Below are 23,275 nucleotides of genomic sequence, written 5' to 3' on the forward strand. Positions count from 1 at the left end.
CTGGTGATGCAATTATTGCAAGTGGGGGTGAAACCCGGGCAAAATCAGTGGTTTTGCAGTGTTGCCGCACTGCAACACGCGCAGCAATATCGTGATTGTTGCATTGCAACCACGCATACGGACGATCGTCAGGCGAGTTTGATCTCGCGCAGGCGCTGCATCAGGAAGTCATGCGCCAGAATCGGTTCGGGCGCATCGCCCTGCGCCCCTGCGGGCACGCAGGAGGGGAGCGGCGCGATCTCGAAGTCGGGCCGGAAGTGCAGGAAAAACGGCATCGAATAGCGCGTCCGACGCACCGCCTCGCCGCGCGGATTGACAACGCGGTGGGTGGTCGAGCGCAGGTGCCCGTTGGTCAGCCGTTCCAGCATGTCGCCGATATTGACCGCCAGCGCGCCCGGCGGCGGGCTGACCGCGAGCCATTCGCCCTTCTGCGTCAGGAGTTCGAGCCCCGCCTCTTCCGCGCCGAGCAGCAGGGTGATCGCGTTGATGTCGCCGTGCGGGGCCGCGCGGATCGCGCCGTCGGGCGCGTCCTCGGGCAAGGGAGGATAGCGCAGCAGCCGCAGAACCGAGTTGCCGTCCTCGATCGTCGGATCGAAGAAGGCCGCATCCAGACCCAGATGGATCGCGATGGCCGACAGCACGCGCCGCCCGGTTGCCTCAAAGGCAGCGAATATCCCGCGCATCGCGGATTCGAATTCGGGCACTTCGCTCGGCCAGACATTGGGCTCCATGAACTGGGCCAGCGCGTGCCCTTCGGGCAAATCGCGTCCGACGTGCCAAAATTCCTTGAGATCGAAGACCTGCGCGTCCTTGGCCTGTTCCTGCCCGAACGGCGTGTAGCCGCGCGCGCCCGCCTTGCCTGCGATCTTGTAAGCGCGCTTGGTCTCTTCGGGCAGGGCGAAGAAGGCTTCGCTGGCGGCCTGCGCACGCGCGACCAGATCGTCGCCGATCCCGTGATCGCGCACGATCCCGAAGCCGAACTCGGCGAAACTATTGCCCAGATCGCGGGCGATGTCTTCCAGCGGGCGGTCGAGCGAGACGGATGCGATATCGGACATAAGCGGGCTCTGGAAAATCAGGCGGGAAGGAAAAGCCCGGCGAGCGCCGCGCTCATGAGGTTGGCGAGCGACCCGGCGACCAGCGCGCGCAGGCCGAGCTTCGCGATGACCGGGCGCTGATTGGGCGCGAGCCCCCCGGTGACGGCCATCTGGATCGCGATGGAGCTGAAATTGGCAAAGCCGCATAGCGCAAAGGTGATGATCGCCCGGGTCCGTTCGGAAATGGCGGCGGCATCGAGCTGGCCGAGCTCGATAAAGGCGACGAATTCGTTGAGCACGATCTTGGTGCCGAACAATCCTCCGGCGAGCCCTGCGTCTTCCCATGGCACGCCGATCAGGAACATGATCGGGGCGAAGACATAGCCGAGCAGCTGCTGGAACGAGAGTTCGCCATAGCCGAACCAGCTGCCCGCCCAGCCGAGCAGACCATTGGCAAGCGCGACCAGCGCGACGAAGGCAAGCACCATCGCCCCTACCGCAACAGCCAGCTTGACGCCGGTTTGCGCGCCCTGTGCGGCGGCCTCGATCACATTGGCAGGGCGCTCGCCGTCCTCGAAGGTTTCGGCGACCTTCACTTCGTGTGCCTCGCGCTGCTCGGTAATGGCCGCGGGGCCTTCCGCGCTGATCCGGCCTCGAGGCAGGGCAAGCTCGCCCTCTGCCTCGGGCGAAGCGTCTTCGACGTCGGGCATGATGATCTTGGCCATCAGGATACCGCCGGGGGCGGACATGAAGGCGCCGGCAAGCAGGAAGGGCAGGTATTCGTTGCCGAGCAGACCCGCATATGCAGCGAGGATCGTGCCAGCAACGCCCGCCATGCCCACCGTCATCAGCGTGAACAGGCGACTCGGCGCGAGCGCGGCGAGATAGGGCCGGACGACCAGCGGGCTTTCCGACTGGCCGACGAAGATATTGGCCGCCGATCCCAGCGCTTCGACCTTGCTGACCCCGGTCAGGAAGCCGATCGCCCCGCCCAGCCAGCGCACGATCAGCTGCATGATGCCGAGATGGTAGAGGATGGAGACCAGCGCGGCGAAGAACACAATGACCGGCAGGGCACCCAGCGCGAAGGTGTTTGACAGCGGATTATCCGCTCCGAACAGAAACGCCGTGCCCGCATCCGCGTATGAAAGAAGCGCGGCAACACCGTTGCTCATCTCGCGAATCACCATCCGCCCACCCGTGGTGCGCAGGATGAGGAACGCCAGCAGCGCCTGAAGTGCGAACGCGGAAACCACGATCCTCAGACGAATCTTGGTTTTGGCGTTGGAAATCAGGAAGGCGAAGGCGAGGATCGCGACGATCCCCGTAAGACTGGCAAGCACGGGCGGCATATGTTGCTTTCGGTCGTCCGCAGAAGGTGACCGCCCCCTTCGCCTGTTCGAAGGTAGTAGTCAATTCGGGCGGGGCAAATCGGTTCCCGATGGCTTTCTTTTTTCCCTGCCCGAACATAAGCGGGTGAAGATGGACCAGACACCTCCCGCTGCGGCCTCGGGGATTCCCCGCCCGCTGTTCGTTTTTGCCCTGCTCTATGGCGGGATGACCGTGCTGGCCGGCGTGCTCGGCTTCAAGCAGATCGCGCTGCCGCTGGGCTTCACCACGCTAGCGGTGGAGGCGGGGATCATCGCGTTCCTGATGCTGGTCGCGCTGTCGAGCACGATTTCGCAGCTCTACGGGGGGGCGACCGCCAACAAGCTGGTCTTCTGGGGGTTCGCCCCGCTCGGCCTCTCGATCCTGCTGATTCAGCTCGTGCTCGCCTTCCCGCCCAGCCCGCAGATGCCCGCGGAGAACCTCGCCGCGTTCGAAACCGTGCTCAGTCAGACCGGGCGGATCATGATCGCGGGGCCTATCGCCTACGGCGTTTCGCTGTTCCTCAACGTGTGGCTGTTCGAGCGGCTGCGCGGGTCCGGCGATGGGGGTGGCGGGTTGTGGATGATGCTGCGCGGCGGTTTCGCCTCGGCGATCAGCCAGGCGGTCGACACGCTGATCTTCATCACGGTCGCCTTTTACGGCCAGTTCGACATCGTGCCGCTGCTGATCGGCCAGGCAATCGCCAAGGTCGTATTGAGCTTCATCTTCGTCCCGCTGATCATCTGGCTGCTGGTAAAGCTGGCAGGCGATGGCCGGGCACCGCTTACGGCCACCTGAGCCCGCGCAAGATCAGGCGCTCAACGCGTCGACGAAATCGGCCCGCCATTGCTCGACACTGGTGGTCTTGATCACCTCGTTGAGCTTTTCCCAGCGCGCTTTGCGCTCTTCCAGCGGCATGTCGAGCGCGGTGCGGATCGCCTCGCTCGTCTCTTCCATGCTGTGCGGATTGATTAGCACAGCATCGGTCAACTGCTCCGCCGCGCCCGCGAATTTGGATAGAACGAGCACACCCGGGTCCTCCGGGTCCTGCGCGGCGACATATTCCTTGGCGACCAAATTCATCCCGTCGCGCAAGGGCGTCACCAGCCCCACATGCGCGGAACGGTAGATGCCGAACAGCTCCTGGCGCGAATAGCCGCGGTTGACGTAGCGGATCGGGACCATATCGACTTCCGAGCGCTCGCCGTTGATCTGGCCCGCCTTCTGTTCCAGCGTGTTGCGGATGCGCTGATAGGTCGCCACGTCCTGCCGCGACGGCGGTGCGATCTGGACGTAGAGCGTTTCCTTCACCCGGTCGGGATAGCTATCGAAGAAGCGCCCCAGCGCATCGAAGCGTTCGGGCAGGCCCTTCGAATAGTCGAGGCGGTCGACCCCGATGATCACCTTGCGATGGCGCGAGCTCGAGCGCATCCGCTGTTCCGCCTGACGCGCATCGCCGGTCTGCCCGCCTTCGAGGAATTCGTCGTAATCGAGCCCGATCGGAAAAGCGGCGACCTTCACCGACCGGCCGTCATAGGTCACCACGCCATCGTCGGTCACATCGGCCTGCAATTCCTTGCGGCAATAGCCGAGAAAGCTGTCGACCGATTCCTCGTCCTGAAAGCCGATCAGGTCGTAGTCGAGCATGGTCAGCACCAGCCGCTCGTGAAATGGCAGCGCGACCAGCAGGTTGCGCGGCGGCCACGGAATATGGAGGAAGAAGCCGATCCGGTTCTTGTTGCCGCGTTCGCGCAGCCGGCTGCCGAGCGGCATCAGGTGGTAGTCGTGGACCCACACCATATCCTCGGGGTCGATCAGCGGGCCCAGGCTGTCGGCAAAGCGCTGGTTGACCCGCTCATACCCCTTGCCGAAGCCCGATTCATACTCCGCCAGATCGACGCGGTAGTGGAACAGCGGCCACAGCGTCCGGTTGGCGTAGCCGTTGTAATATTCGTCGACGTCCTGCGGCTCGAGATCGATGGTCGCGGTGGTGACGCCCTCGTTCTTCTGCATGTTGAGGTCGCCGGTATAGGTTTCGGTTTCCTTGCCCGACCAGCCGAACCAGATCCCGCGCCGCTCTTTCAGCGCGGAGCCGAGCGCCACCGCCAGCCCGCCCTGCGATCCAGCCACCCCGCGCGCCTTGGGTACGGAAACGCGGTTCGATACGACGATAAGGCGGCTCATCGGATGACACTCCAGGGTTTGGACAGCAGGGTGGCGCAGTTGATGATACCCACCAAAGAGTAGGTCTGGGGGAAATTGCCCCAGAGTTCTCCATTGTTAAAATCGAGATCCTCGGACAGCAGGCCCGACTTGGTGCGGTGCGACAGCATCGTCTCGAACAGGGCGCGCGCCTCTTCCTCCCGGCCTGCGAGATGGAGCGCCTCCATCAGCCAGAAGGTGCAGATATTGAAGGCCGTTTCGGGCAGCCCGAAATCGTCTTCCGCATCGTAGCGAAGCATATGCTCGCCACGCCTCAACCCCTTCTCGACGGCCGCGAAGGTCAGTTGAAAGCGCTCGTCCTCGGGCTTCAGGAAGCCCAGGTCGATCATTTGCAACAGGCTTGCATCGAGATGCTTGCCCCCCAGCGCGGAGGCATAGTGCTGGCCTTCCTCGTTCCAGGCCTCGCTTTCGATCTTGTCGCGGATCCTCGCCGCCCGGTCGCGCCAGAACTCCGCCTTTTCGGTCAGGCCAAGCCGGTCCGCGACGGTGGCGATGCGCCCGCAGGCCGCCCAGCTCATCAGGACCGAATAGGTGTGGACCTCCTGCCGGGTGCGGAATTCCCACAGTCCTGCGTCGGGCTGGTCGTGCATTTTCCACGCCATCTCGCCGACCTGTTCGAGGCTTTCGAAATCCGCCTTGTCCGCCATGCGGTAAAGCCGCTGGTCGAAAAATGCCTGCACCGTGGGGAGCACGATCTGACCATAGGCATCGTGCTGTACCTGATGATAGGCGGCGTTGCCCTTACGCACCGGGCCCATGCCCCGATAACCCGCCAGATTCTCGGCAAAACTCTCGTCCAGCTGCGCCTCGCCCATGACCGAATAGAGCGGCTGGACCGCGCCGCCTTTGGCATTGTCGACGATGTTGCGCAGGTACGCGAGATACTTTTCCAGTACGTCGAGCGCGCCCAGCCGGTTCAGCGCCTGCACCGTGTAATAGGCATCGCGAATCCAGCAGTAGCGGTAGTCCCAGTTGCGCTCGCTCCCAGGCGCCTCGGGGATCGAGGTGGTCAGCGCGGCGACGATCGCGCCGGTTTCCTCGTGCTGGCATATTTTGAGCGTGATCGCCGCTCGGATGATCGCTTCCTGCCACTCCATCACGGTCGCAAGGCCGCGCACCCAGTGCCGCCAGTAATGGTCGGTCAGCTCGAGCATGGTTTCCAGCTCATGGCCGACATTGCTGCTGAAGGGCTCGTCCGGGCCGAGGAAGAAATGCAGGTCGTTCTCGAGCCGGAAGGTGCGCTTCTCCAGCACATAACCGACCGCCGCATCGGTGGTGAGGCGCAGTGCCTGCGGGCCGACGAGATAGCGGATATGGTTGGTGCCGTTGGTCGTCTCGGCCACCGCCTCGCCATAGTTCTTCATCGGCGAGAGGTTGACCGTGATCCGCGGCGTTCCCGCGACGGGCCGCACGATCCGCGCGAAGGCGACGGGGCGGTACATCCGGCCCGACCGGCGGAAACGCGGCGCGAAGTCGAGGATCTCGACCGCGCTGCCATCCTCGGCTTCGAGGCGGGTTTTGAGGATCGGCGTGTTGCGCAGGTATTCCTGGCTAGACGAGACGAGGCCCTCCAGCCCGATCCGCCACACGCCCTCGCTCTGATTGTCCCCGTTCATCAGCGCACAGAACACGGGATCGCCATCGACACGGGGCACGCAGCCCCAGACGAGCCCGCCGGTCTCGTCGAGCAGGCCGGTGACCTGGCAATTGCCGACGGGCCAGAGTTCGAGAGAGCTACGGGGCGTTTGGGTCATTCAATCTCCAGCCATTTATGTACCGCTGCTACGTCGAACAGATGGAAGCGCGCTTTTGTTTCGCGCTTTTCGCCAACCAGAATGCCGAAGCCGCCCATCTCATCGACAGCGGCAAAGCCATCCTCGTCGGTGGTGTCGTCGCCCACGAATATCGGCATGCCGCCACTGAATGGCGGCTGGCGCATGATCGCGCGCACCCCGTCGCCCTTGGTGGCGTCGGTGGTGGTCAGCTCGACCAGCATCTTGCCGGGGCGCAGATGCAGGTCGTGCTCGCGCGCCAAGCCGCGGGCGAATTCGCGAATATCCTCGGCCCGGTCCTGCGATGCGCGATAATGGAGGCCGAAGCCCAGCGCCTTTTCCTCGAGGACGAGGCCGTCGATCCCGGCGGCAAAGTCCCGCGCCGCGTCCAGCGCCGCATCGTCGACGCGCGGCACTTCGCGTTCGGCCACCGAAGACCCGTCGGGGCTCGTGATCTCGGCCCCATGCGATCCGCTCAACACGACCGCGCATTCGGGCAGGTGGCTGCGAATATCCTCGATGAAGCGCCCGGTGACGATGGCGAGCCGCCCGTCGAGCGCGCTCGCCTTGCGCTCCAGCGCGTCTGAAAGGTGTTCGGGCACGCTGATACCGTCGGGCGATGGCGCCAGATCGACGAGCGTGCCGTCGAAATCGAGGAACAGCGAAGGCCGTGCGATCTCGCCCAGCGCGGGCGGTGGTCCGAGAGGATCTGCAACCATTCGCCTGCCCATAAAGGCAAGGCATGTTGCAGTGCAAACTATTCGGTCTGCCCGACCATCGCGACCCGCGCTTTCTTGAGCGCATCGGCCTTCAGCTGATGGACCCGCGGCACGCTGACGCCGAGCACGGCGGCGATCTCGTTCAGGTTCAGCTCTTCGATGAAATAGAGCTTGAGGACCAGCTGCAACCGCTCCGGCAGCGCTGCGATAGCCCCTGCCAGAACGCCGCTGTCTTCACTGGCGAGCAGGTTCTGCTCGGGGTCGGGCCGGTCATCGCCGAAGGCCGTATCGCTGTCCGAATAGCATTCCTCGATCGAGGTCGAGGTGGTCGAGGCGGCGAATCGCATCGCTTCGTACCGGTCGAGCGGCATTTCCATCGCCCGTGCCATCTCCGCCGAATCGGGCGCGCGGCCCAGCTCGGTGCGCAGGGTCTGTTCGGCGGCATCGCGTTTGCGCGTCCAGCTCCCGGCGCTGCGCGGGCGGTGCGACTGGCCGCGCAGCATGTCTACCATCGCTCCGCGCACGCGCATCTTGGCGTAGGCGGCAAAGCCGTCGTCGCTCGGCCGGTCGTGGCGCTGGGCGGCCTCGGTCAGCGCCATCATCCCCGCCTGCATCAGATCGTCGACGTCGATCGTGGCGCTGCCGTGGCCCTGGTAATGCCACGCGAGCTTGCGAACGAGCGGCAGGAACTGCGTCACCTTCTGCTGCACGGTGGAGCCATAGGCCTGGCGGACGGCGAAGTTGGAGTGATCGTGCTTCATGCGGCAAGCGCCTCATGTTCTTGCGGATTGTCATGCTGTCCGGGGGGCGGGAGCTGGGGTTGCTGCGCTTGCGCAACCTGCTCTGTATCGTCGCCGATCACCGCGATCACCTCGATCGGCTGGGCGGCGGGCAATTCGTTGATCGACAGGACGAGCATGTTCGGCGCGCGCAGCTTGAGCAGCGCGGCAAGGGCGCGGCGGGCGCGCGGCTGGACGACCAGCGTGGGCGTGCGCGCACCGGGCGGGCGGCTTTGCAACAGTGCGGCGATCCGTTCCCCGATCGACCGCGCGAGATCGGGTTCGATCACGATCTCTCCGGTGGTGGGGTCCTGCATTCCGCCCACGACCATCTCTTCCAGCTGTGCAGCGAGGGTAACGACCGGCAGCCGCTCGTTCGGTCCGCAGATATTGCCGACCAGCATGGTGCCCAGATCGGTCCGCATCAGTTCGAGGATCTGCAACGGATCGTTGCTGCGCTGCGCGGCCTGCGACAGGCTGGAGAAGACCCGCACCGAATGGGTGAGCGAGATGCCGTCCGTGAGCAGCGCCTTGAGCACCGCGGTGATCGCGGCGAGCGACAAGGGCTGCGGGGTGATCGTGTCGATCAGCTGCGAATGGCGTTCGCGCAGCAGGTCGAGCAGTTCGCGCACCTGGTCAGGCCCCAGCAATTCGGCCGCTCGGCCTGCGAGGAGCTGGTGGACCTGCGTGGCGATGACGCTTTCGGGATCGACCACGAGATAGCCTTCTGCGACCGCAAGATCGCGTGAGCCTTCGTCGATCCACTTCGCATCGCAGCCGAAACTCGGGTCCTTGGTAGCCTCGCCCGGCAAGACCTGCCCGTCGAGCACTTCGCCGGTGTCGATCGCCAGCAGCTTGCCTGCACGCAGGGTGCCCGAGCCGACGGGTGCTCCGCCCAGCATGATGCGATACTCGTCGGGCGCGATGTCGAAACTGTCGGCGATGCGGAATTGCGGGACGACGAAGCCGAAAGCCTGGCACATCTGCTTGCGCAGGCCCGTGAGGCGGGCGACCAGCGGAGCGCCGTTCTTGTCGTCGGCCAGCTGGACGAGCCCGTAGCCGAGCTGGATGGTAACCAGCGTCTGGTCCGACACCTCGGAAATCGAGATGCGCGAAGGATCGGGCGTTTCTTCGGGCTCGGGCACGAAGACGGCTGCCGCCTGCTCGCGCTTGTTGAGGCCGCGCCACAACAGCAGCGCGCCTGCGGCCAGCGGCAGGAAGATCATCTGCGGCATCGCGGGGATACAGCCGATCGCCGCAAGGATGCAGCCGACCGGCAGCCAGATTTTCGAATCCGCCAGCTGTCCGCCGATCTGCCCGGTCAGGTCGCGCGTGTCGGAGACGCGGGTGACGATCACGGCGGCGGCGATCGACAGCAGCAGCGCCGGGATCGAAGCGACCAGCGCGTCGCCCACCGCCAGCGTGACATAGACCGAGCCGGCTTCGCCCGCAGACAAGCCATACATGCTCATGCCCAGCACGAGCCCGGCAATGATGTTGACGATGAGGATCAGCAGCGCGGCGATCGCATCGCCCTTCACGAACTTGCTCGCACCATCCATCGAACCGTAGAAATCGGCCTCGGTCGCGATCTCGCGCCGGCGGGCCTTGGCTTCTTCGGCGGTCATCAGACCGGCGGCGAGGTCGGAGTCGATCGCCATCTGCTTGCCGGGCAAGGCGTCGAGCGTGAAACGCGCGGTCACTTCGGATACGCGGCCCGCACCCTTGGTCACCACCACCATGTTGATGATGGTCAGAATGATGAAGACGATGATCCCGACCGCGAAGTTGCCGCCGATCAGGAAGGCGCCGAAGGCCTCGATCACCTTGCCCGCCGCATCCCCGCCCTCGTGCCCGTTGAGGAGCACGATGCGGGTCGAGGCGACGTTCAATGCGAGGCGCATCAGCGTCGCGAACAGCAGGACCGAGGGGAAGGACGAGAAGTCCAATGGCTTCTGTGCATTCATCGCGGCCATCAGGATCGAGACCGACAGCGCGATATTGAGCACGAAGAATAGGTCGAGCATCAGCGCCGGGATCGGCACGACCATCAGCACGATGACCGCGAGGATGCCGGCGGGAAGCGCGAGCGCGGGCGAGATGACGGCGGGCAGCTTCACAGGCCGAACGCCGCGAATTTGCCGTAGGCTTCATCGATCCGCATGCGCGCGCGCCCCCCAATATCGTCCGCCCCGGCGGTGCCGAAGGTCGAGCGCAATGTGTCGGCCATCGACGGCCGCGCCTGCGCACCGGCGGGTGCCGCCATCGCCGATGCGCGCACAGAGCGGCCCGGTATCATCGCGGAGCTGGCGTAGCGCGCAGCCGCGAATTCCTGGGGAATGCCGCCCACGCCCGGAGCGGCGCCGGAAGAGAACGGCATCGCGCCGCCCTGCTCCATCGCCTTGGCAACCTTGGTCTGCATCAGGCTCATCACCTCGGCGACCGAACGCTCGCGACCCTGGTCGTAGAAGATCGGCCGATTGGCGCTCGCCGCCTTCGGCATCAGCGCGGCGGCAGACTGGCCCGCATCGGTGCGATAGGCACCGAGGAACTTCTGCGCCCCGCCCAGGCCGAGGAAATGTGCAAGGTATAGCTCGGCGGGTTCCGGCTCGCGGCCGAGAAAACCCTTGAGCCCGGTCGTATTGTCGCGCGCCAGCTCCGCCGCCATCAGTGCGGAGACATCTGCATCGTAGCGTAGCGAGAGCAGCTGGTCGCGCGTGCCGCGATCGGCCACCGCGCCGCCGGGTGCGATGCGGTCGGTCGCCCAGCTCAGCCCGTACTTGTCGCCGTGGCGATCCATCGTGCGCAGCCAGGTGGAATCGATGAACTGATAAAGGCCGGTCGCGCTGGATGTGCGGGCCTTAGCATCGGGGTCGAGCCCGGATTCCAGCTTCGCTTGCGCAAGAAGGTAGTCGAAGTCGACGCCCGTGCTTTGCGAGGCGCGAGCAATCGCCGCGCGCACATCGCGATCGGCGACGGGCGTGGTGGCGGCCTGTATTGCTGGTACTGGGCTGGCAGTGGGCACGTGACCTCTCGGGAATTGCTATCCCGAGGAGTTAAGCAAGGTCCATGCCAAACCGTGGAGGTCGGCGCGCTTCGCTCAGATGGTTTGCGGAGCCATCGGTGCGCGGCCGCCGGAATAGGTGCCAGGCGCACCGGCCATCGAATCGATGCGCGACTGCACATTCGTGGCGATCAGGTTGCGCAGCCGCCGGTTAATCGTGTTGAGGCGCCGCACCGCGTCGAGCAGGCCGAGGCATTCCTCGTCCAGATCTTCGGGGCGAACCTTGTCGAGCCGGTCGCACAGCTCGATCTTGCCGCTGGAACAAGTGTTGATGCGTTCGAGATCGAGAGCGGCAAGAGCCTGCCGCTCTCCTTCCAGCAGGGCAAGCATTTGCCGCAGGGCGCTACGGGTCGTCATGTTCGTGCAGGCCCTATTCGCCGACGATCTGGAACAGGCCGGAGGCAATGATGCCGTCGGCAATTTCGTTGGAATTCAAAGGATAGGACCCACTCTCGATGGCCTGGCGAATCTGCGCCACCCGATCGCCGTCGATCGGAGCCTGATCGCCCGCGCTCGGCGCGACGACCGCGCTCATCGCCTGCGCTTCGGCCGTCTGATCGGCTGGCTTCTGCACAGCGGAGACACGCTCGACCGGCGCGACACCGCGGCGCAATCCAGCTGGTCCCCCGATTTCCGGCAATCCGAAATCTCGCATTGCTATTGCTCCACTTTCCTTGCCACCCGTGGGTGAATGGCGGTTACGGGACTAAGAACGACACGCGCCAGCGGGCTTTAAGGCCCCGGCAACTTTTTTGGTCGTTTTTTAGCGGAGGCGCACGGCGACCTGACCGGGGCGGACGACCTGTGCGCGGACCGGATCGGCCTTCTTGTCCTGCGTGGGGCGGACCTTGATCCACGAACCCACCGCGCCCTCTTCCATCGCAACCGCCTGACGCGAGAGCGAAAAACCGCCACCCGCGACGATGATCGAGACGGTCTCGCCACGGCTGATGACGATCTCGCCGCCTGCATCCGCCTGCCCGGGCTGCGTTGCCGCCCCAGAAGGGCCCTGAGCCTGCGCCACCGCGACGTAAATCCGCCAGCCCGCATCGGGGCACTGGACCTGCACGCTCTCGCGCGCCTTGCCATACCATTCGAGCAGCAGCGGCGAGCCACAAGGATTGAGGCGCATCCGCCGGTCGACCGGCAGGCGCGCGCCGCCCGGCTGGCCAATCCCGGCGCCGGTGAACTGCGCCACCGCCCGGTCGATCTCGGCCGGGTCCATCGGTGCATTCGCGGCAGCGGAAGAAGCTGCAAGGCCGGTAAAGGTCAGCAAGCCGGTGGCGAGCAGGGCAGAAATCTTGTGCATGGTGCAATACTCCGGAATAGCATTATGCGGCGGGAGCGACCCGCCATTGCTACCGCGTTACTGCAATTTCCGTGCCATCCCGGCTTCGGCCGATGCATGTTGATCGTGGGCGATCACCACCAGCGTCTCGGGAAAGCGCGAAGTCTCGACCAGCAGGCGCGCTTCCTTCCCCGTCCGCTCGATCTCGGCGAGCAGCGTCGTGGCCTCGTCCACGGCATGCGCCGCACGGCCCGGCTCGTGGCGCACGATGACCGTTGCAATCTCGCCCTGCGCAAGCTCGCGGGTCGCCAGCCAGCGGGTCAGATCGGCATCGCCGCCCTGGCGGAATACCGCCATCGGCTGGCCCAACGCCAGTTCGATCGGATCGGGCGCATCTTGCGGCGCGGTATCCGCCGCACCTTCGCGATGCGCGGCAGCGACCACCACGAACAGGATCAGCGCCAGATCCGCGAGCGCCGTCTGCCAGCCGGAGAAACCACGGATGCTCACGAGGCTCTGCGCAGGCCGGATACAGACTGAGGCATTGCCGCAGCCCGGGGCATGGTCCGCCGCACGGCCTGCTCAAGCCAGTCGATGACCGCCTGCCGGTCGCGCTCTTCACGTTCGGAGCGACGCTCGATCGCGGCGGCCAGCGGCCCGAACAGGAAGTTCGCCGCGGCAATACCATAAAGGGTAGTGACGACCGCCATGGCGATCGCGCCGGTCATGCCGACCTCGCTGGCAGCGGAGGTCTCGCTCCCGCCCGGCATCGTGCCCAGCGCAACCAGCGTTCCCGCGAGGCCCAGCACGGGCGCAAGCTCCGCCGCATGCGCGAGCACGTGCATCGCCGTGCGTGCGGCCTCGATCCGCTGGCGCCGGTGGCTTTCGTGATCGGCATGCAGCTGTTCGAGCGAGCGGCGCGTGGCGAGCGTATCGGCAAGCGAGTCGAGATCCGCGTCACCCGAACGGACCGGCTCGGCACGCAGGATGCCCTGTTTGCGGATCTCGCCGATCTGTTTCGCCAGTTCGGCCTTCGCCTGCGCAGGATCGAAGGCAGGCCGCGCCAGCGCACAGACCTTCCCGACCGCCAGCCGCGCCTGTGCGAAGCCGCATCGCAGCAGGGTCGCGAGCAGCGTCCCGCCCAGCACGATGCCGAGCGCGATCGGGTCCAGCCACTGGTCGATCAGGGTCGCGAGATTTTCCACGGAGCATAGAACGACCGCGCACCGGCGCTTTTTCAGCGCGGCGCCGATTTTTTGCCGCCGACCGGCAAGCGCTTGCCGCCCTCCCTCGCAGATCCAGCGATTCCGCGCCATTCACGCAAACTGGCACGCCCTTTGCTTAGATACCGGCGAACACGAAACGCCCACCGAACCCAGGCGGAGTTGATGCAATGAGCGAAGGCCTTTTCGGCATACATGGAGCGGCACTGGAAGTGCGTGCGCAGCGCATGGCGGTGCTCGGCTCCAACATCGCGAACGCGGGCACCCCCGGTTACAAGGCGCGAGACATCGATTTCGGCGCCGCGCTGCAGGCACGCCTTGCGGGCAACGATACCGATAGCGCGGCAAGCCGTGCGACCGTCTATCGCATTCCCACCATGGCCAGCCTCGACGGCAACACCGTGGAGATGGGGACCGAACAGGCCGCCTTCGCGGAGAACGCGGTCGCCTATACCGCCACGCTCGGTTTCCTGAGCGGCCGGGTCGACACCATCAAACGCTCGCTGAGGGGCGAATAGGATGCCGGGAAACGCAAACGCCCCCATGACCATGTTCGAAATGGGCTATCGCGCGATGTCCGCGCAGATGGTCCGGATGAACACCGCCGCGTCCAATCTCGCCAATGCAGGCACGGTCGCGGGCAGCGCCGACGAAGCCTATCGCCCGATGCGCACGGTGTTTGCCGAACAGCTCGACCAGGCAAGCGGCATGAGCACGGTTCGCGTGGACCAGGTCGTGCGCGCCGATGTCGCGCCCACGCGCCGCCACGATCCCGGCAACCCGCTCGCCGATGAAAATGGCGATGTGTGGGAAGCTCCGGTCGATGAGAATGCCGAGATGATCGAGATGCTGGAGGCCTCGCGCCAGTACAGCAACATGATCGAGGCGATGTCCACCGCCAAGCAGCTGATGCTCGAAACGATGAGGATGAAATGACCCTAAGCGTGAACCCTTATACCGGGGCGGCTTCCGCCACGTCCGCGACGCCCACGCAGGGGCGCGGGATGGACGAGCTGGGGCAGGCCGATTTCCTGCGCCTGCTGACCGTCCAGGTGGCGCAGCAGGACCCGTTCGAGCCGGTCGATAACAAGGAGATGCTGGCGCAGATGGCGCAGTTCTCCTCGCTCGCGGGCACCGCCGAAACCAACGAGACGCTGGGCAAGATCGTCGACAAGCTCGACGCGCTGATCGCTGCCCAATCGGCTGCGGGCGCCAGCCCGGCCGCCAACGACCTTTAAAGCAGGAGTCGCACCAATGTCATTCTACACCTCGCTCAACGGCCTCAAGAACGCGCAGTCGTCGCTCGGCACCATCGCGCACAATATCGCCAACTCGGAAACCTACGGCTTCAAGCGCGGGCGCACCGAATTCTCCGAGATGGTCGCGGGATCGGCCAACGCCAATCCGCGCACGATCCAGGGCATCGGCGCCTCGGTCGAAGCGATTACGCAGAACTTCTCGCTCGGGCCGCTCGAACAGACCGGCGCGGCACTCGACCTGGCCGTTACGGGCGATGGGTTCTTCACCCTGTCGGGCGAGAACGGCGAGACGCTTTATACGCGGTCCGGTTCGTTCACGATCGACGAAAGCGGCGGCATCGTCGATTCCAATGGTAACGGCCTGCGGGTCTTCCCGGTCGATGCAACCGGTGCGCCGACGGGCACGACCCTGCAAACCCTGCAGATCCCGGCGCAAAACGCGGCAGGCGCGGCTTATGCGGGCGTCGCCGTCGGCAAGGACGGTGTGGTGAGCGCATCCTATGCAGATGGCTCGGTCGAGCCGATCGGAATGGTCGCCCTCGCTTCCTTCATGGCGCCCAATGGCCTCAAGCCGGTGGGTTCGGCCAACTGGCAGAGCACCGGCTTCTCGGGCGAAGCGAGCTACGGCGAACCGGGCAATGGCCAGTACGGCGCGCTGCTTTCTGGTGCGCTCGAGCGCTCCAACGTCGACATCGCCGAGGAACTGGTCGGCCTGATTACCGCGCAGCGGAACTTCCAGGCCAACGCCAAGGCGATCGATACGGCGACGCAGATCTCGCAGACCGTCATCAACCTGCGGACCTGATAGAAATGGACCGCCTCATCTATACTGCGCTTTCGGGGATGCAGGCCTCGATGGACCGGCAGCGCGCGATCGCCAGCAACATGGCGAACACGAACACGCTGGGCTTTCGGGCCGAGCTGATCGAGCAGCGCGCAATGACCGTCGAGGGCCACCCGAACGAAGCGCGCGCGATGCAGGTCGCGCGTGTCACGGGCGCGGATATGCGGGGCGGCGAAATCATGGAAACGGGCCGCGAACTCGATATCGCCATGGCGACCAATTCGCTCATGGCAGTGCAGGCGGGCAATGGCGACGAAGCCTATACCCGCCGCGGAGACTTGTCGCTGTCAGCCACCGGGCTGCTGGTGACAGGGGACGGCCACCCGGTGTTGGGGGACACGGGACCGATTACGGTCCCACCGGGTGGCCGTATCTCCATTTCCGACGATGGAACCGTAACCCGCAGCGATCCCGACGCGCCCGAAGCGCCGCCCGCCGAAATAGGCCGGATCAAGCTGGCGAGCTGGGAAGGCTCGCCCGTCGCGAAGGGGCTGGACGGGCTGTTCCGCGTGGAGGGCGGCGGCATCCTGCCGACCGATGCCGAAGCGCGGGTACAGACCGGCGCGCTTGAACAATCCAACGTCAAACCCACCGAAGTGCTGGTCGCCATGATCGAGGAGCAGCGGCTTTACGCCATGCGCTCCAAGATGGTCGCGACCGCCCGCGAGCTCGACCAGAGCGGCGCGCAACTGATGCGCCTCAGCTAGTCCAAGGATCACGATATGCCCACCTCAGCACTCCAGGTCGCCCGCACCGGGCTCGAAGCCCAGGACGCCCGCATGCGGGTGATCGCCAACAACCTGGCGAACGTCGGCACCACCGGTTTCAAGCGCGACCGCGCCAACTTCGCGACGCTGGCCTATCAGGACACGCGCGTTGCCGGGCAGCGTTCGTCGGGCGAAACCGCCTATGCCACCGGCCTGAACCTGGGCACCGGCGTAGCGGTGCAGTCGACCAGCCAGATCATGACGGCGGGCACGCTCGACACCACCGGCAACGCCTTCGACCTCGCGCTCGACGGCGATGGCTTCTTCCAGATTGCCCTGCCCGGCGGCCGCACGGGCTACACCCGCGCAGGCAACTTCACGCGCTCCGCCGAAGGCCAGCTGGTCACCCAGCAGGGCTTTGCCGTGCAGCCCGAGATCACCGTGCCCGAAGGCGCAACGGCGATCGCGATTGCACCCGACGGGACCGTTTCCGCCTCGATCAATGGCGAGAGCGACCCGACCGAGCTGGGCCAGATCCAGATCGCGCGCTTCACGAATCCGGCGGGTCTGCAGGCGATTGGTGACAACTTCCTTGCCGAAACCGCCGCCAGCGGTGCCGCCGAGCTGGGCGTCGCCGGCGAAGGTGGGCGCGGCAATGTGCGCCAGGGCATGCTCGAAGGATCGAACGTCAACATCGTGGAAGAACTGGTTGCCATGATCGAGGCGCAGCGCGCCTACGAAATCAGCTCCAAGATGGTCTCCGCCGTCGACGAGATGCTGCGCAACGCGAACCAGACCCTGTGAGGCAGATTACTATGAGCCCCCGCATCCTCCTCGTCGCGCCCGTCGCGCTCTCGCTCGCCGCATGTGGCGGCGCCACGCGGCCCGCAGGCTTCACCGCCACGTTGCCGCCTCTTCCCGAGCCGACCTATGTCGTGCCGCCGTCGACCGATGGCGCGATCTATCAGGCAAGCCAGGGGTACACGCCCCTCTATAATGGCAATCGCGCCGCACAGGTGGGCGACCTCGTCACCATCGTGCTGGTCGAGCGGACGACGACCAGCAAGGCGACCAGCGGCAAGACCAGCCGCGATGGCAGTGCCGGGCTCGACCTGCCCGACTTCATTCCGATCGACAATTCGGACCTCAGTGCATCGGCCAGCTCGTCCTTCAACGGATCGGGCACCGCCTCGCAGACCTCGGTCCTGCGCGGCGACCTGACGGTCACCATCGCGGAGGTCCGCCCGAACGGCACGGCTTTCGTGCGCGGCGAAAAGGTCATGCACTTCAGCCAGGGCGAGGAGTGGGTGCAGGTTTCGGGCATCATCCGCCTGTCCGACGTCGATCAGGACAACCGCATCTCGTCGATCCGCGTCGCCGATGCGCGCATTTCGTACAGCGGCAAGGGCGCGGTGCAGCAGGCAGGCAAGCCCGGCTGGCTGTCGCGCTTCTTCGCCGCAGTGTCGCCCTTCTGATCCGGAGCGAAAACCATGATCCGCATCTTCACCCTGATCGCCACATGCCTCGCCGCAATCGTCTCGCTGGCCCTGCCCTCGATGGCATCGGCCGAGCGCGTGCGCGACATCGGCCAGTTCCAGTCGGTCCGCTCCAACCAGCTGACCGGCTACGGCATCGTCGTCGGCCTCGACGGGACGGGCGACGACAATTTCGCCTATGCGACGCAGGCGATGCGCGGCGTGTCGGGCCGCTTCGGCCTGCAGCTGCCGCCTGGCGTCAATCCGGCGCTGAAGAACGCGGCGGCCGTGCTCATCACTGCAGAACTGCCGGCCTTCGCCAAGCCCGGCCAGCGGATCGATATCACCGTATCGACCATCGGCAAGGCCAAGTCCTTGCGCGGTGGGGCGCTGATCCTCTCCCCGCTCTACGGCGCGGATGGCGAAGTCTACGCGATGGCGCAGGGCAACCTGACCGTCGGCGGTCTCGGCATTTCGGCCAATGACGGATCGAAGCTGACCGTCAACGTGCCGACCGTGGGCCGCATCTCCGACGGGGCCAGCGTGGAACGCGCGGTGAGCACCAATTTCGACTTCACCGAAGTGCTGCGCTGGAACATGTTCCAGGCCGACTTCCTGACGGTCGCGCGCGTCCGCGATGCCATCAACGGGCGTTTTCCCGGCATGGCGCGGATCGAGGATGCGGTGACGCTCGCGCTTGCGCTGCCGCCGGGTGCCGATACCCGCGCGACGATCATGGCCGAGATCGAGATGCTCGACGTCACGCCCGCCGAGCGCGCGGCAAAAGTCATCGTCAACAGCCGCACCGGCACGATCGTGATCTCCAGCGCCGTGCGCCTCGCGCCCGCCGCCGTCAGCCATGGCAGCCTGGTCGTGCGGATCGATGAGGATCCCACGATCGTGCAGCCCGCCCCCTTCTCGCGCGGACGCACTGCGCTAGAACCCGACAGCACGATCGATGCGCGCCAGAGCGGCGGCTACGTCACACCGCTGCCCGCGGGTGCGAACCTCGCCGACGTGGTCGATGCGCTCAACATGCTGGGCGCAAGCCCGGCGGACCTGGTCGCGATCCTCGAAGCGCTCAAGCAGGCAGGTTCGCTGACCGCCGAGGTGGTGATCATATGACCCCCCTCGGCGCGCCCGATTTCTCGCTCGTCCGCCAGCCCACACCGCTGGACGGCAAGACTGCGAACGCAACCGACCAGCGCAGCGAACTGCGCGAGGCGGCGCAGCAATTCGAAGCGATCCTGCTGCGGCAGATGCTCTCCTCGTCGCCCGCCACCGATTTCGGCGGCAACGACCTGTTCGAAGGCAGCGACGAGACCTTCACCGAAATGCGCGACGAGCGCTTCGCGGACATCGCTGCGCAATCGGGCCAGCTGGGCTTCGCGGAATCGATCGAGCGTCAGCTCGCGCGCTTCCTGCCGGGCGAACAGACCGACGGAGCGAGCATCTAAATGGCTTCCGACCTCCTCTCCATCGGCGCAAGCGGCGCCCGCGCGGCGCGCGGCGCGCTCGAAGTGACGGCGAACAATATCGCCAATGCTTCGACCGACGGCTACGTGCGCCGCAGCGTCCGGATCGAGGAAGTATCTGGCGGCAGCATCGCGGGTCGCGGCAGTGACATCGCGGTCTCGGGCTCGCGCGTCGCCGAAGTGCGCCGCAACGCGGATTCGTTCCGCCAGGCAGAAATGCGCCGCACGCAGGCCGATCTGCAGCGCTCCAACGTGGAACTGGCGGGCCTCCAGAATATCGAATCCGCGGTCGAGCAATCGGACATCTTCGGCTCGATCGTCGAGTTCGAAGCGAGTCTGCAACAGCTCGCAGGCGACCCGACCGACAGCGCACGCCGCGCCGCGGTGATCGCCGAAGCGGAAACGCTGGCAAGCAAGTTCAACATCACCGCCGGCAGCCTTACCTCGGTCGGCGACGGCCTGCGGTTCAATGCGGAAGCCGACGTCGGCAATCTGAACACCTACGGCGCGGAGCTTGCGCGGGTGAACCTGCGCCTTGCGCGGGCGGGCACCGGCAGCAACGATCAGGCCGCGCTGCTCGACCAGCGCGACAATCTGCTGGAGCGGATGAGCGCCTTCGCCAGCATTACCACCACCTTCGCGACCGACGGCACCGTCGCCGTTGGTGTCGGCTCCAACCCCCCAATACCCTTCGTCAACGGCGGTACTGCGGGCGTCATGAGTTCGGCCCTCGCGGCGGACGGTACATTGTCTTTTGCGATCAACGGGCAGGCGGTCACGCCGGGCTCGGGCAGTCTCACCGGCGCATCGCTCGCGCTGGGCGAGCTGGCCGATATGAGCGCGCGGCTCGATTCCGCAGCCCTCAGCATCGCGTCCACGATCAACGCCGCCCAGGCAAATGGCGTCGCGCTCGATGGATCGACCGGCCAGCCGATCTTCAGCGGAACCACCGCCAGCACGCTGACGGTCTCGATGACGAGCGGCGCAGGGCTGGCCACGGCACCCGCAGGTTCGCCCGCGAACGAGCGCAATCAGCAGAACCTGCAGGACATGCGCGATGCGCTCGTGAGCGCCAATCCGTCCGCCGAGGTCAATTCGATCCTGTTCGACGTGTCGAGCAAGGTCGCCGGGCGCACAGTGACGCAAGGCGCGCTCGAGACGATCGCCTCGTCCGCGCGGATCGCGCTGGAAGAACAGTCGGGCGTCGATCTCGACAACGAGGCAGCCAATCTCATCCGTTACCAGCAGGCGTTCCAGGCTTCGGGCCGCGCGATGCAGGTGGCGAGCGATATCTTCGACACTTTGCTGGGGATCGGCCGATGATCAACCTGAGCACCGGGGCCTTCTACGAACGCTCCTCCACCCAGATCGGATCGCTGCGCGCGCGCGCCGAAAATCTGCAGAAGCAGATCGGCACCGGCGAACGGCTCGAGAAATCATCCGACGATCCGGTCGCGGCGGCGCGCCTGCGCATGCTCGACCGGGAAGAGCGGATCAGCAGCGTCGATGCGCGCAGCTCCGAAGCGGTCGAAAACAATCTGCAATTTGCGGATCAGGCGCTGACCCAGGTCGGCTCGCTGATCAACCGTGCGCGCGAGATCGCGCTGCAGGCGGCCTCCGCCACGACGAGCGACGAACAGCGCCTTGCGATCGCCACCGAACTCGACGGGCTGCGGACCACGCTGCTCGGCCTCGCCAATGGTCGCAATGCTTCGGGCCATGCGCTGTTCGGCGGGCAGGCGAGCGGCGATGCGTACCATGTCGACGCGGCGACCGGCACCGCGATCTATGTCGGCACGGCATCGCTCGACGCGGTCGAGATCGGCGAAGGCCAGACGATCAAACCGGGCAATACCGGGCCGGAAGTGTTCGGCTTCGTCAATGCCGCAGGCGCACAGAGCGATATTTTCGCGGAGCTTTCCGCGCTCTCCACCGCGCTGCGCGGCGGCGGCCAGTCGGCCATCGACGCCGCGCGCGACGGCCTGGGCATGCTCGACACCGGGCTCGACAAGGTCCTCACCGCGCAGACCGTGGTCGGCTCGCGGCTCGCCTGGGTCGAGGTGATGGGCGAACGCCGGGTCGATAATCTGGAGCGGATCAAGGACGAACGCTCTTCCGTGGGCGGCGCGGACCTCGCGGTCACGATGACCCGGATGCAGGAAATGCTGACCGTGCTCGAAGCGAGCCAGGCCAGCTTCGTGCGCCTCGCCAATCTCAATCTGTTTTCGATGCTGCGCTGATCCGCGCGGGCCTAGGGGGAATTTGAATTCATGTACGCGATAATCGGCATCGTCGTCCTGTTGGTGATGGTCTTCGGCGGCTTCGTGCTGAGCGGCGGGGCCATGGGCCCCGTGCTGCACGCGCTGCCCTATGAGATGTTGATCATCGGCGGGGCCGCCGTCGGCGCACTGATCGCGGGCAACTCGCTCGATCATATCAAGGCGATCGGCGGCGCGTTCAGCAAGATCTTCAAGGGCCCGAAGCACACCAAGCAGGACCACATCGATGCGATCGCGCTGACGACGCAGCTGATGAAAGTGCTCAAGACCGATGGGCCGGTCGCGCTCGAAAGCCATGTGAGCGAACCCGAAAGTTCGGAGATTTTCGGCGCCTATCCCAACCTCATGAAGAACAAGCCGCTGATCTCGCTCATCAGCGACACGCTGACGCTGCTCGTCGTCTCGTCCGGCACGCTCGAAACCCATGCGGTGGAAGAAGTAATGGACAATGCGATGAAGACGCATTTTCACGAGCTGCACGAACCGCAGCACGCGCTCCAGACGTTGGCCGACGCACTGCCCGCGCTGGGTATCGTCGCCGCCGTGCTCGGCGTGGTGAAGACGATGGGCTCGATCGACAAGCCACCGGAAATCCTGGGCAAGATGATCGGCGCCGCACTGGTCGGCACCTTCCTTGGCGTGCTGCTGGCCTATGGCATCGTCGGCCCGCTCGCCGGTCGCCTCAAGCAGGTGCTGGAGCAGGACGAGCAGATCTTCCATGCCGTCAAGCAGGTCATCATCGCCTCGCTCTACGGCCACCCGCAGCCGCTCGTGGTGGAAAGCGCGCGCTCGGGCCTCGGCCACAACGTGCGCCCCGGCCTGACCGAATTGCTCGACGCGCTGCGGGGCCGGTAAGGTGGCGGCGAAGGGCGACAACCTCCCGCCGATCATCGTCAAGAAAGTGACGGTGATCGAAGGCGGGCACCATGGCGGGGCCTGGAAGGTCGCCTATGCGGATTTCGTGACCGCGATGATGGCGTTCTTCCTGCTGCTGTGGCTGCTCGGCGCGACCACCGAAGACCAGCGCAAGGGCCTGGCCGACTATTTCACACCCACGCTGATGAAGCTGAAGGATTCTGGCGCGGGCTCGAACGGCCTGCTCTCGGGGGCTTCGCTGACCGATGTGGACGACTATCCCAACCGCCAGGGCCAGACCGGCAACAAGTCGATCACCGTGCCGCGCGACGCGATCGGCGGACCGAAAGAAGCTGCGCGCATGATCGAGCGGATCAGCTCGCGCACCAAGGACGAACTTTCGAAAAACCCCGAGCTCGCCAAGCTGATGAGCCAGATCAAGATGGTCGATACCACCGAAGGCGTGCGGATCGATCTGGTTGACGATGCCGATTTTTCGATGTTCAACCTCGGTACGACCGTGCTGACCCGCGAAGCGACCTCGCTGCTCGGCGCAATCGCGCTCGCGATCGAGCCCGAAGAGCGCAAGATCATCGTGCGCGGCCATACCGACAGCCTGAAGTGGAAGCATCCTGGCCGCGTCAATAACTGGTCCCTCTCGGCCGGGCGCGCCGAGGCGACCCGGCAGACGCTGATGAACGAAGGCATTCCTGACGCGAGCTTCCGCCGGATCGAAGGCGTCGCCGATACCGAGCTGCTTGTGAAGGACGACCCGTCCGACCCGCGCAACCGGCGGATTTCGATCGTCCTCGCAAACTAGCTCGCATCTCGATTGCCCACGGGACGCCCCGCCCTGCCCCGCCACCGATGCCGATGGCGCGGCGGGGCGTTTGGTATGCGGGCCGACG

The 23,275-nt window shown here is 65.7% G+C and carries 27 protein-coding genes; 14 read left to right on the forward strand and 13 right to left on the reverse strand.

Going from position 1 to position 23,275, the window contains the following annotated elements:
- Positions 1-128 precede the first annotated feature (128 nt).
- Positions 129-1,058, reverse strand: a complete 930-nt coding sequence (locus tag AAG612_RS08705) for an isopenicillin N synthase family dioxygenase (protein ID WP_342509314.1) — start codon at positions 1,056-1,058, stop codon at positions 129-131.
- 17 nt (positions 1,059-1,075) lie between these two features.
- Positions 1,076-2,389, reverse strand: a complete 1,314-nt coding sequence (locus AAG612_RS08710) for a NupC/NupG family nucleoside CNT transporter (RefSeq protein WP_342509315.1) — start codon at positions 2,387-2,389, stop codon at positions 1,076-1,078.
- Between the two features lie 130 nt (positions 2,390-2,519).
- Here AAG612_RS08710 and AAG612_RS08715 point away from each other — a divergent pair, with 130 nt between their 5' ends.
- Positions 2,520-3,203, forward strand: coding sequence for a queuosine precursor transporter (locus tag AAG612_RS08715; RefSeq protein WP_342509317.1), 684 nt, complete (start codon positions 2,520-2,522; stop codon positions 3,201-3,203).
- A 12-nt stretch (positions 3,204-3,215) separates the two neighbouring features.
- Here the strand turns inward: AAG612_RS08715 and otsA are convergent, their stop codons facing one another.
- From otsA to AAG612_RS08770, 11 genes are all read right to left on the reverse strand, one after another.
- Positions 3,216-4,589 carry an alpha,alpha-trehalose-phosphate synthase (UDP-forming) gene (gene otsA / locus AAG612_RS08720; protein WP_342509319.1) on the reverse strand — a complete coding sequence of 458 codons (1,374 nt, stop codon included), beginning with the start codon at positions 4,587-4,589 and terminating at the stop codon, positions 3,216-3,218.
- Positions 4,586-6,382 carry a glycoside hydrolase family 15 protein gene (locus AAG612_RS08725; protein ID WP_342509321.1) on the reverse strand — a complete coding sequence of 599 codons (1,797 nt, stop codon included), beginning with the start codon at positions 6,380-6,382 and terminating at the stop codon, positions 4,586-4,588. Before AAG612_RS08725 ends, otsA begins: the two co-directional genes overlap by 4 nt.
- Positions 6,379-7,119, reverse strand: coding sequence for a trehalose-phosphatase (gene otsB / locus AAG612_RS08730; RefSeq protein ID WP_342509323.1), 741 nt, complete (start codon positions 7,117-7,119; stop codon positions 6,379-6,381). The genes AAG612_RS08725 and otsB overlap by 4 nt, the downstream gene beginning before the upstream one ends.
- Before the next feature lie 38 nt (positions 7,120-7,157).
- Complete coding sequence (locus AAG612_RS08735; protein WP_342509325.1) at positions 7,158-7,880, reverse strand: sigma-70 family RNA polymerase sigma factor; 723 nt, start codon at positions 7,878-7,880, stop codon at positions 7,158-7,160.
- Complete coding sequence (locus tag AAG612_RS08740; RefSeq protein WP_342509326.1) at positions 7,877-10,018, reverse strand: flagellar biosynthesis protein FlhA; 2,142 nt, start codon at positions 10,016-10,018, stop codon at positions 7,877-7,879. Before AAG612_RS08740 ends, AAG612_RS08735 begins: the two co-directional genes overlap by 4 nt.
- Positions 10,015-10,923, reverse strand: a complete 909-nt coding sequence (locus tag AAG612_RS08745; protein WP_342509328.1) for a transglycosylase SLT domain-containing protein — start codon at positions 10,921-10,923, stop codon at positions 10,015-10,017. Before AAG612_RS08745 ends, AAG612_RS08740 begins: the two co-directional genes overlap by 4 nt.
- Before the next feature lie 75 nt (positions 10,924-10,998).
- Positions 10,999-11,319: a hypothetical protein gene (locus AAG612_RS08750; RefSeq protein ID WP_342509330.1), complete on the reverse strand. Its 321-nt coding sequence runs from the start codon at positions 11,317-11,319 to the stop codon at positions 10,999-11,001.
- 13 nt (positions 11,320-11,332) lie between these two features.
- Entirely contained in the window at positions 11,333-11,617 is a 285-nt protein-coding gene (gene flgM / locus AAG612_RS08755) for a flagellar biosynthesis anti-sigma factor FlgM (protein ID WP_342509332.1), read from the reverse strand.
- 108 nt (positions 11,618-11,725) lie between these two features.
- A complete protein-coding gene (locus tag AAG612_RS08760) occupies positions 11,726-12,271 on the reverse strand; it encodes a flagella basal body P-ring formation protein FlgA (protein ID WP_342509334.1) in 546 nt (181 codons plus the stop codon).
- Positions 12,272-12,328: 57 nt separating this feature from the next.
- Positions 12,329-12,760, reverse strand: coding sequence for a hypothetical protein (locus AAG612_RS08765; protein ID WP_342509335.1), 432 nt, complete (start codon positions 12,758-12,760; stop codon positions 12,329-12,331).
- Positions 12,757-13,455 (reverse strand): MotA/TolQ/ExbB proton channel family protein, encoded by a 699-nt coding sequence (locus tag AAG612_RS08770; protein WP_342509337.1) that lies wholly within the window; start codon positions 13,453-13,455, stop codon positions 12,757-12,759. Before AAG612_RS08770 ends, AAG612_RS08765 begins: the two co-directional genes overlap by 4 nt.
- Positions 13,456-13,643: 188 nt before the next feature.
- Here AAG612_RS08770 and flgB point away from each other — a divergent pair, with 188 nt between their 5' ends.
- From flgB to AAG612_RS08835, 13 genes are read left to right on the forward strand one after another with little or no spacing between them, the layout of a single operon-like run.
- A complete protein-coding gene (flgB, locus tag AAG612_RS08775; RefSeq protein ID WP_342509339.1) occupies positions 13,644-13,991 on the forward strand; it encodes a flagellar basal body rod protein FlgB in 348 nt (115 codons plus the stop codon).
- Between the two features lie 25 nt (positions 13,992-14,016).
- Complete coding sequence (flgC, locus tag AAG612_RS08780; RefSeq protein WP_342509340.1) at positions 14,017-14,409, forward strand: flagellar basal body rod protein FlgC; 393 nt, start codon at positions 14,017-14,019, stop codon at positions 14,407-14,409.
- Complete coding sequence (locus AAG612_RS08785; RefSeq protein ID WP_342509342.1) at positions 14,406-14,711, forward strand: flagellar hook assembly protein FlgD; 306 nt, start codon at positions 14,406-14,408, stop codon at positions 14,709-14,711. Before flgC ends, AAG612_RS08785 begins: the two co-directional genes overlap by 4 nt.
- Before the next feature lie 16 nt (positions 14,712-14,727).
- Positions 14,728-15,537 (forward strand): flagellar hook-basal body complex protein, encoded by an 810-nt coding sequence (locus AAG612_RS08790; RefSeq protein WP_342509344.1) that lies wholly within the window; start codon positions 14,728-14,730, stop codon positions 15,535-15,537.
- A gap of 5 nt (positions 15,538-15,542) precedes the next feature.
- Entirely contained in the window at positions 15,543-16,283 is a 741-nt protein-coding gene (locus AAG612_RS08795; protein WP_342509346.1) for a flagellar basal body rod protein FlgF, read from the forward strand.
- A gap of 15 nt (positions 16,284-16,298) precedes the next feature.
- Entirely contained in the window at positions 16,299-17,087 is a 789-nt protein-coding gene (gene flgG / locus AAG612_RS08800; RefSeq protein WP_342509348.1) for a flagellar basal-body rod protein FlgG, read from the forward strand.
- A gap of 11 nt (positions 17,088-17,098) precedes the next feature.
- Entirely contained in the window at positions 17,099-17,758 is a 660-nt protein-coding gene (locus tag AAG612_RS08805) for a flagellar basal body L-ring protein FlgH (RefSeq protein WP_342509350.1), read from the forward strand.
- 15 nt (positions 17,759-17,773) lie between these two features.
- On the forward strand, positions 17,774-18,883 hold the full coding sequence (locus AAG612_RS08810) for a flagellar basal body P-ring protein FlgI (RefSeq protein WP_342509352.1): 1,110 nt from the start codon (positions 17,774-17,776) through the stop codon (positions 18,881-18,883).
- A complete protein-coding gene (locus AAG612_RS08815; protein WP_342509354.1) occupies positions 18,880-19,215 on the forward strand; it encodes a rod-binding protein in 336 nt (111 codons plus the stop codon). The genes AAG612_RS08810 and AAG612_RS08815 overlap by 4 nt, the downstream gene beginning before the upstream one ends.
- On the forward strand, positions 19,216-20,556 hold the full coding sequence (gene flgK / locus AAG612_RS08820; RefSeq protein ID WP_342509356.1) for a flagellar hook-associated protein FlgK: 1,341 nt from the start codon (positions 19,216-19,218) through the stop codon (positions 20,554-20,556).
- Complete coding sequence (flgL, locus tag AAG612_RS08825; RefSeq protein WP_342509358.1) at positions 20,553-21,473, forward strand: flagellar hook-associated protein FlgL; 921 nt, start codon at positions 20,553-20,555, stop codon at positions 21,471-21,473. Before flgK ends, flgL begins: the two co-directional genes overlap by 4 nt.
- A 30-nt stretch (positions 21,474-21,503) precedes the next feature.
- Complete coding sequence (gene motA, locus AAG612_RS08830) at positions 21,504-22,367, forward strand: flagellar motor stator protein MotA (protein ID WP_342509360.1); 864 nt, start codon at positions 21,504-21,506, stop codon at positions 22,365-22,367.
- 1 nt (position 22,368) lies between these two features.
- A complete protein-coding gene (locus AAG612_RS08835; protein WP_342509362.1) occupies positions 22,369-23,187 on the forward strand; it encodes a flagellar motor protein MotB in 819 nt (272 codons plus the stop codon).
- Positions 23,188-23,275: the final 88 nt, after the last annotated feature.

This window comes from Citromicrobium bathyomarinum (assembly GCF_038594605.1).
Classification (GTDB): Bacteria; Pseudomonadota; Alphaproteobacteria; order Sphingomonadales; family Sphingomonadaceae; genus Alteriqipengyuania; species Alteriqipengyuania bathyomarina_B.

Coding starts and splice junctions, on each gene's coding strand:
- AAG612_RS08705 (WP_342509314.1), bottom strand. CDS start 1,058: ATGTCCGATATCGCATCCGTCTCGCTCGACCGCCCGCTGGAAGACATC.
- AAG612_RS08710 (WP_342509315.1), bottom strand. CDS start 2,389: ATGCCGCCCGTGCTTGCCAGTCTTACGGGGATCGTCGCGATCCTCGCC.
- AAG612_RS08715 (WP_342509317.1), top strand. CDS start 2,520: ATGGACCAGACACCTCCCGCTGCGGCCTCGGGGATTCCCCGCCCGCTG.
- otsA (WP_342509319.1), bottom strand. CDS start 4,589: ATGAGCCGCCTTATCGTCGTATCGAACCGCGTTTCCGTACCCAAGGCG.
- AAG612_RS08725 (WP_342509321.1), bottom strand. CDS start 6,382: ATGACCCAAACGCCCCGTAGCTCTCTCGAACTCTGGCCCGTCGGCAAT.
- otsB (WP_342509323.1), bottom strand. CDS start 7,119: ATGGTTGCAGATCCTCTCGGACCACCGCCCGCGCTGGGCGAGATCGCA.
- AAG612_RS08735 (WP_342509325.1), bottom strand. CDS start 7,880: ATGAAGCACGATCACTCCAACTTCGCCGTCCGCCAGGCCTATGGCTCC.
- AAG612_RS08750 (WP_342509330.1), bottom strand. CDS start 11,319: ATGACGACCCGTAGCGCCCTGCGGCAAATGCTTGCCCTGCTGGAAGGA.
- flgM (WP_342509332.1), bottom strand. CDS start 11,617: ATGCGAGATTTCGGATTGCCGGAAATCGGGGGACCAGCTGGATTGCGC.
- AAG612_RS08760 (WP_342509334.1), bottom strand. CDS start 12,271: ATGCACAAGATTTCTGCCCTGCTCGCCACCGGCTTGCTGACCTTTACC.
- flgB (WP_342509339.1), top strand. CDS start 13,644: ATGAGCGAAGGCCTTTTCGGCATACATGGAGCGGCACTGGAAGTGCGT.
- flgC (WP_342509340.1), top strand. CDS start 14,017: ATGACCATGTTCGAAATGGGCTATCGCGCGATGTCCGCGCAGATGGTC.
- AAG612_RS08785 (WP_342509342.1), top strand. CDS start 14,406: ATGACCCTAAGCGTGAACCCTTATACCGGGGCGGCTTCCGCCACGTCC.
- AAG612_RS08790 (WP_342509344.1), top strand. CDS start 14,728: ATGTCATTCTACACCTCGCTCAACGGCCTCAAGAACGCGCAGTCGTCG.
- AAG612_RS08795 (WP_342509346.1), top strand. CDS start 15,543: ATGGACCGCCTCATCTATACTGCGCTTTCGGGGATGCAGGCCTCGATG.
- flgG (WP_342509348.1), top strand. CDS start 16,299: ATGCCCACCTCAGCACTCCAGGTCGCCCGCACCGGGCTCGAAGCCCAG.
- AAG612_RS08805 (WP_342509350.1), top strand. CDS start 17,099: ATGAGCCCCCGCATCCTCCTCGTCGCGCCCGTCGCGCTCTCGCTCGCC.
- AAG612_RS08810 (WP_342509352.1), top strand. CDS start 17,774: ATGATCCGCATCTTCACCCTGATCGCCACATGCCTCGCCGCAATCGTC.
- AAG612_RS08815 (WP_342509354.1), top strand. CDS start 18,880: ATGACCCCCCTCGGCGCGCCCGATTTCTCGCTCGTCCGCCAGCCCACA.
- flgK (WP_342509356.1), top strand. CDS start 19,216: ATGGCTTCCGACCTCCTCTCCATCGGCGCAAGCGGCGCCCGCGCGGCG.
- flgL (WP_342509358.1), top strand. CDS start 20,553: ATGATCAACCTGAGCACCGGGGCCTTCTACGAACGCTCCTCCACCCAG.
- motA (WP_342509360.1), top strand. CDS start 21,504: ATGTACGCGATAATCGGCATCGTCGTCCTGTTGGTGATGGTCTTCGGC.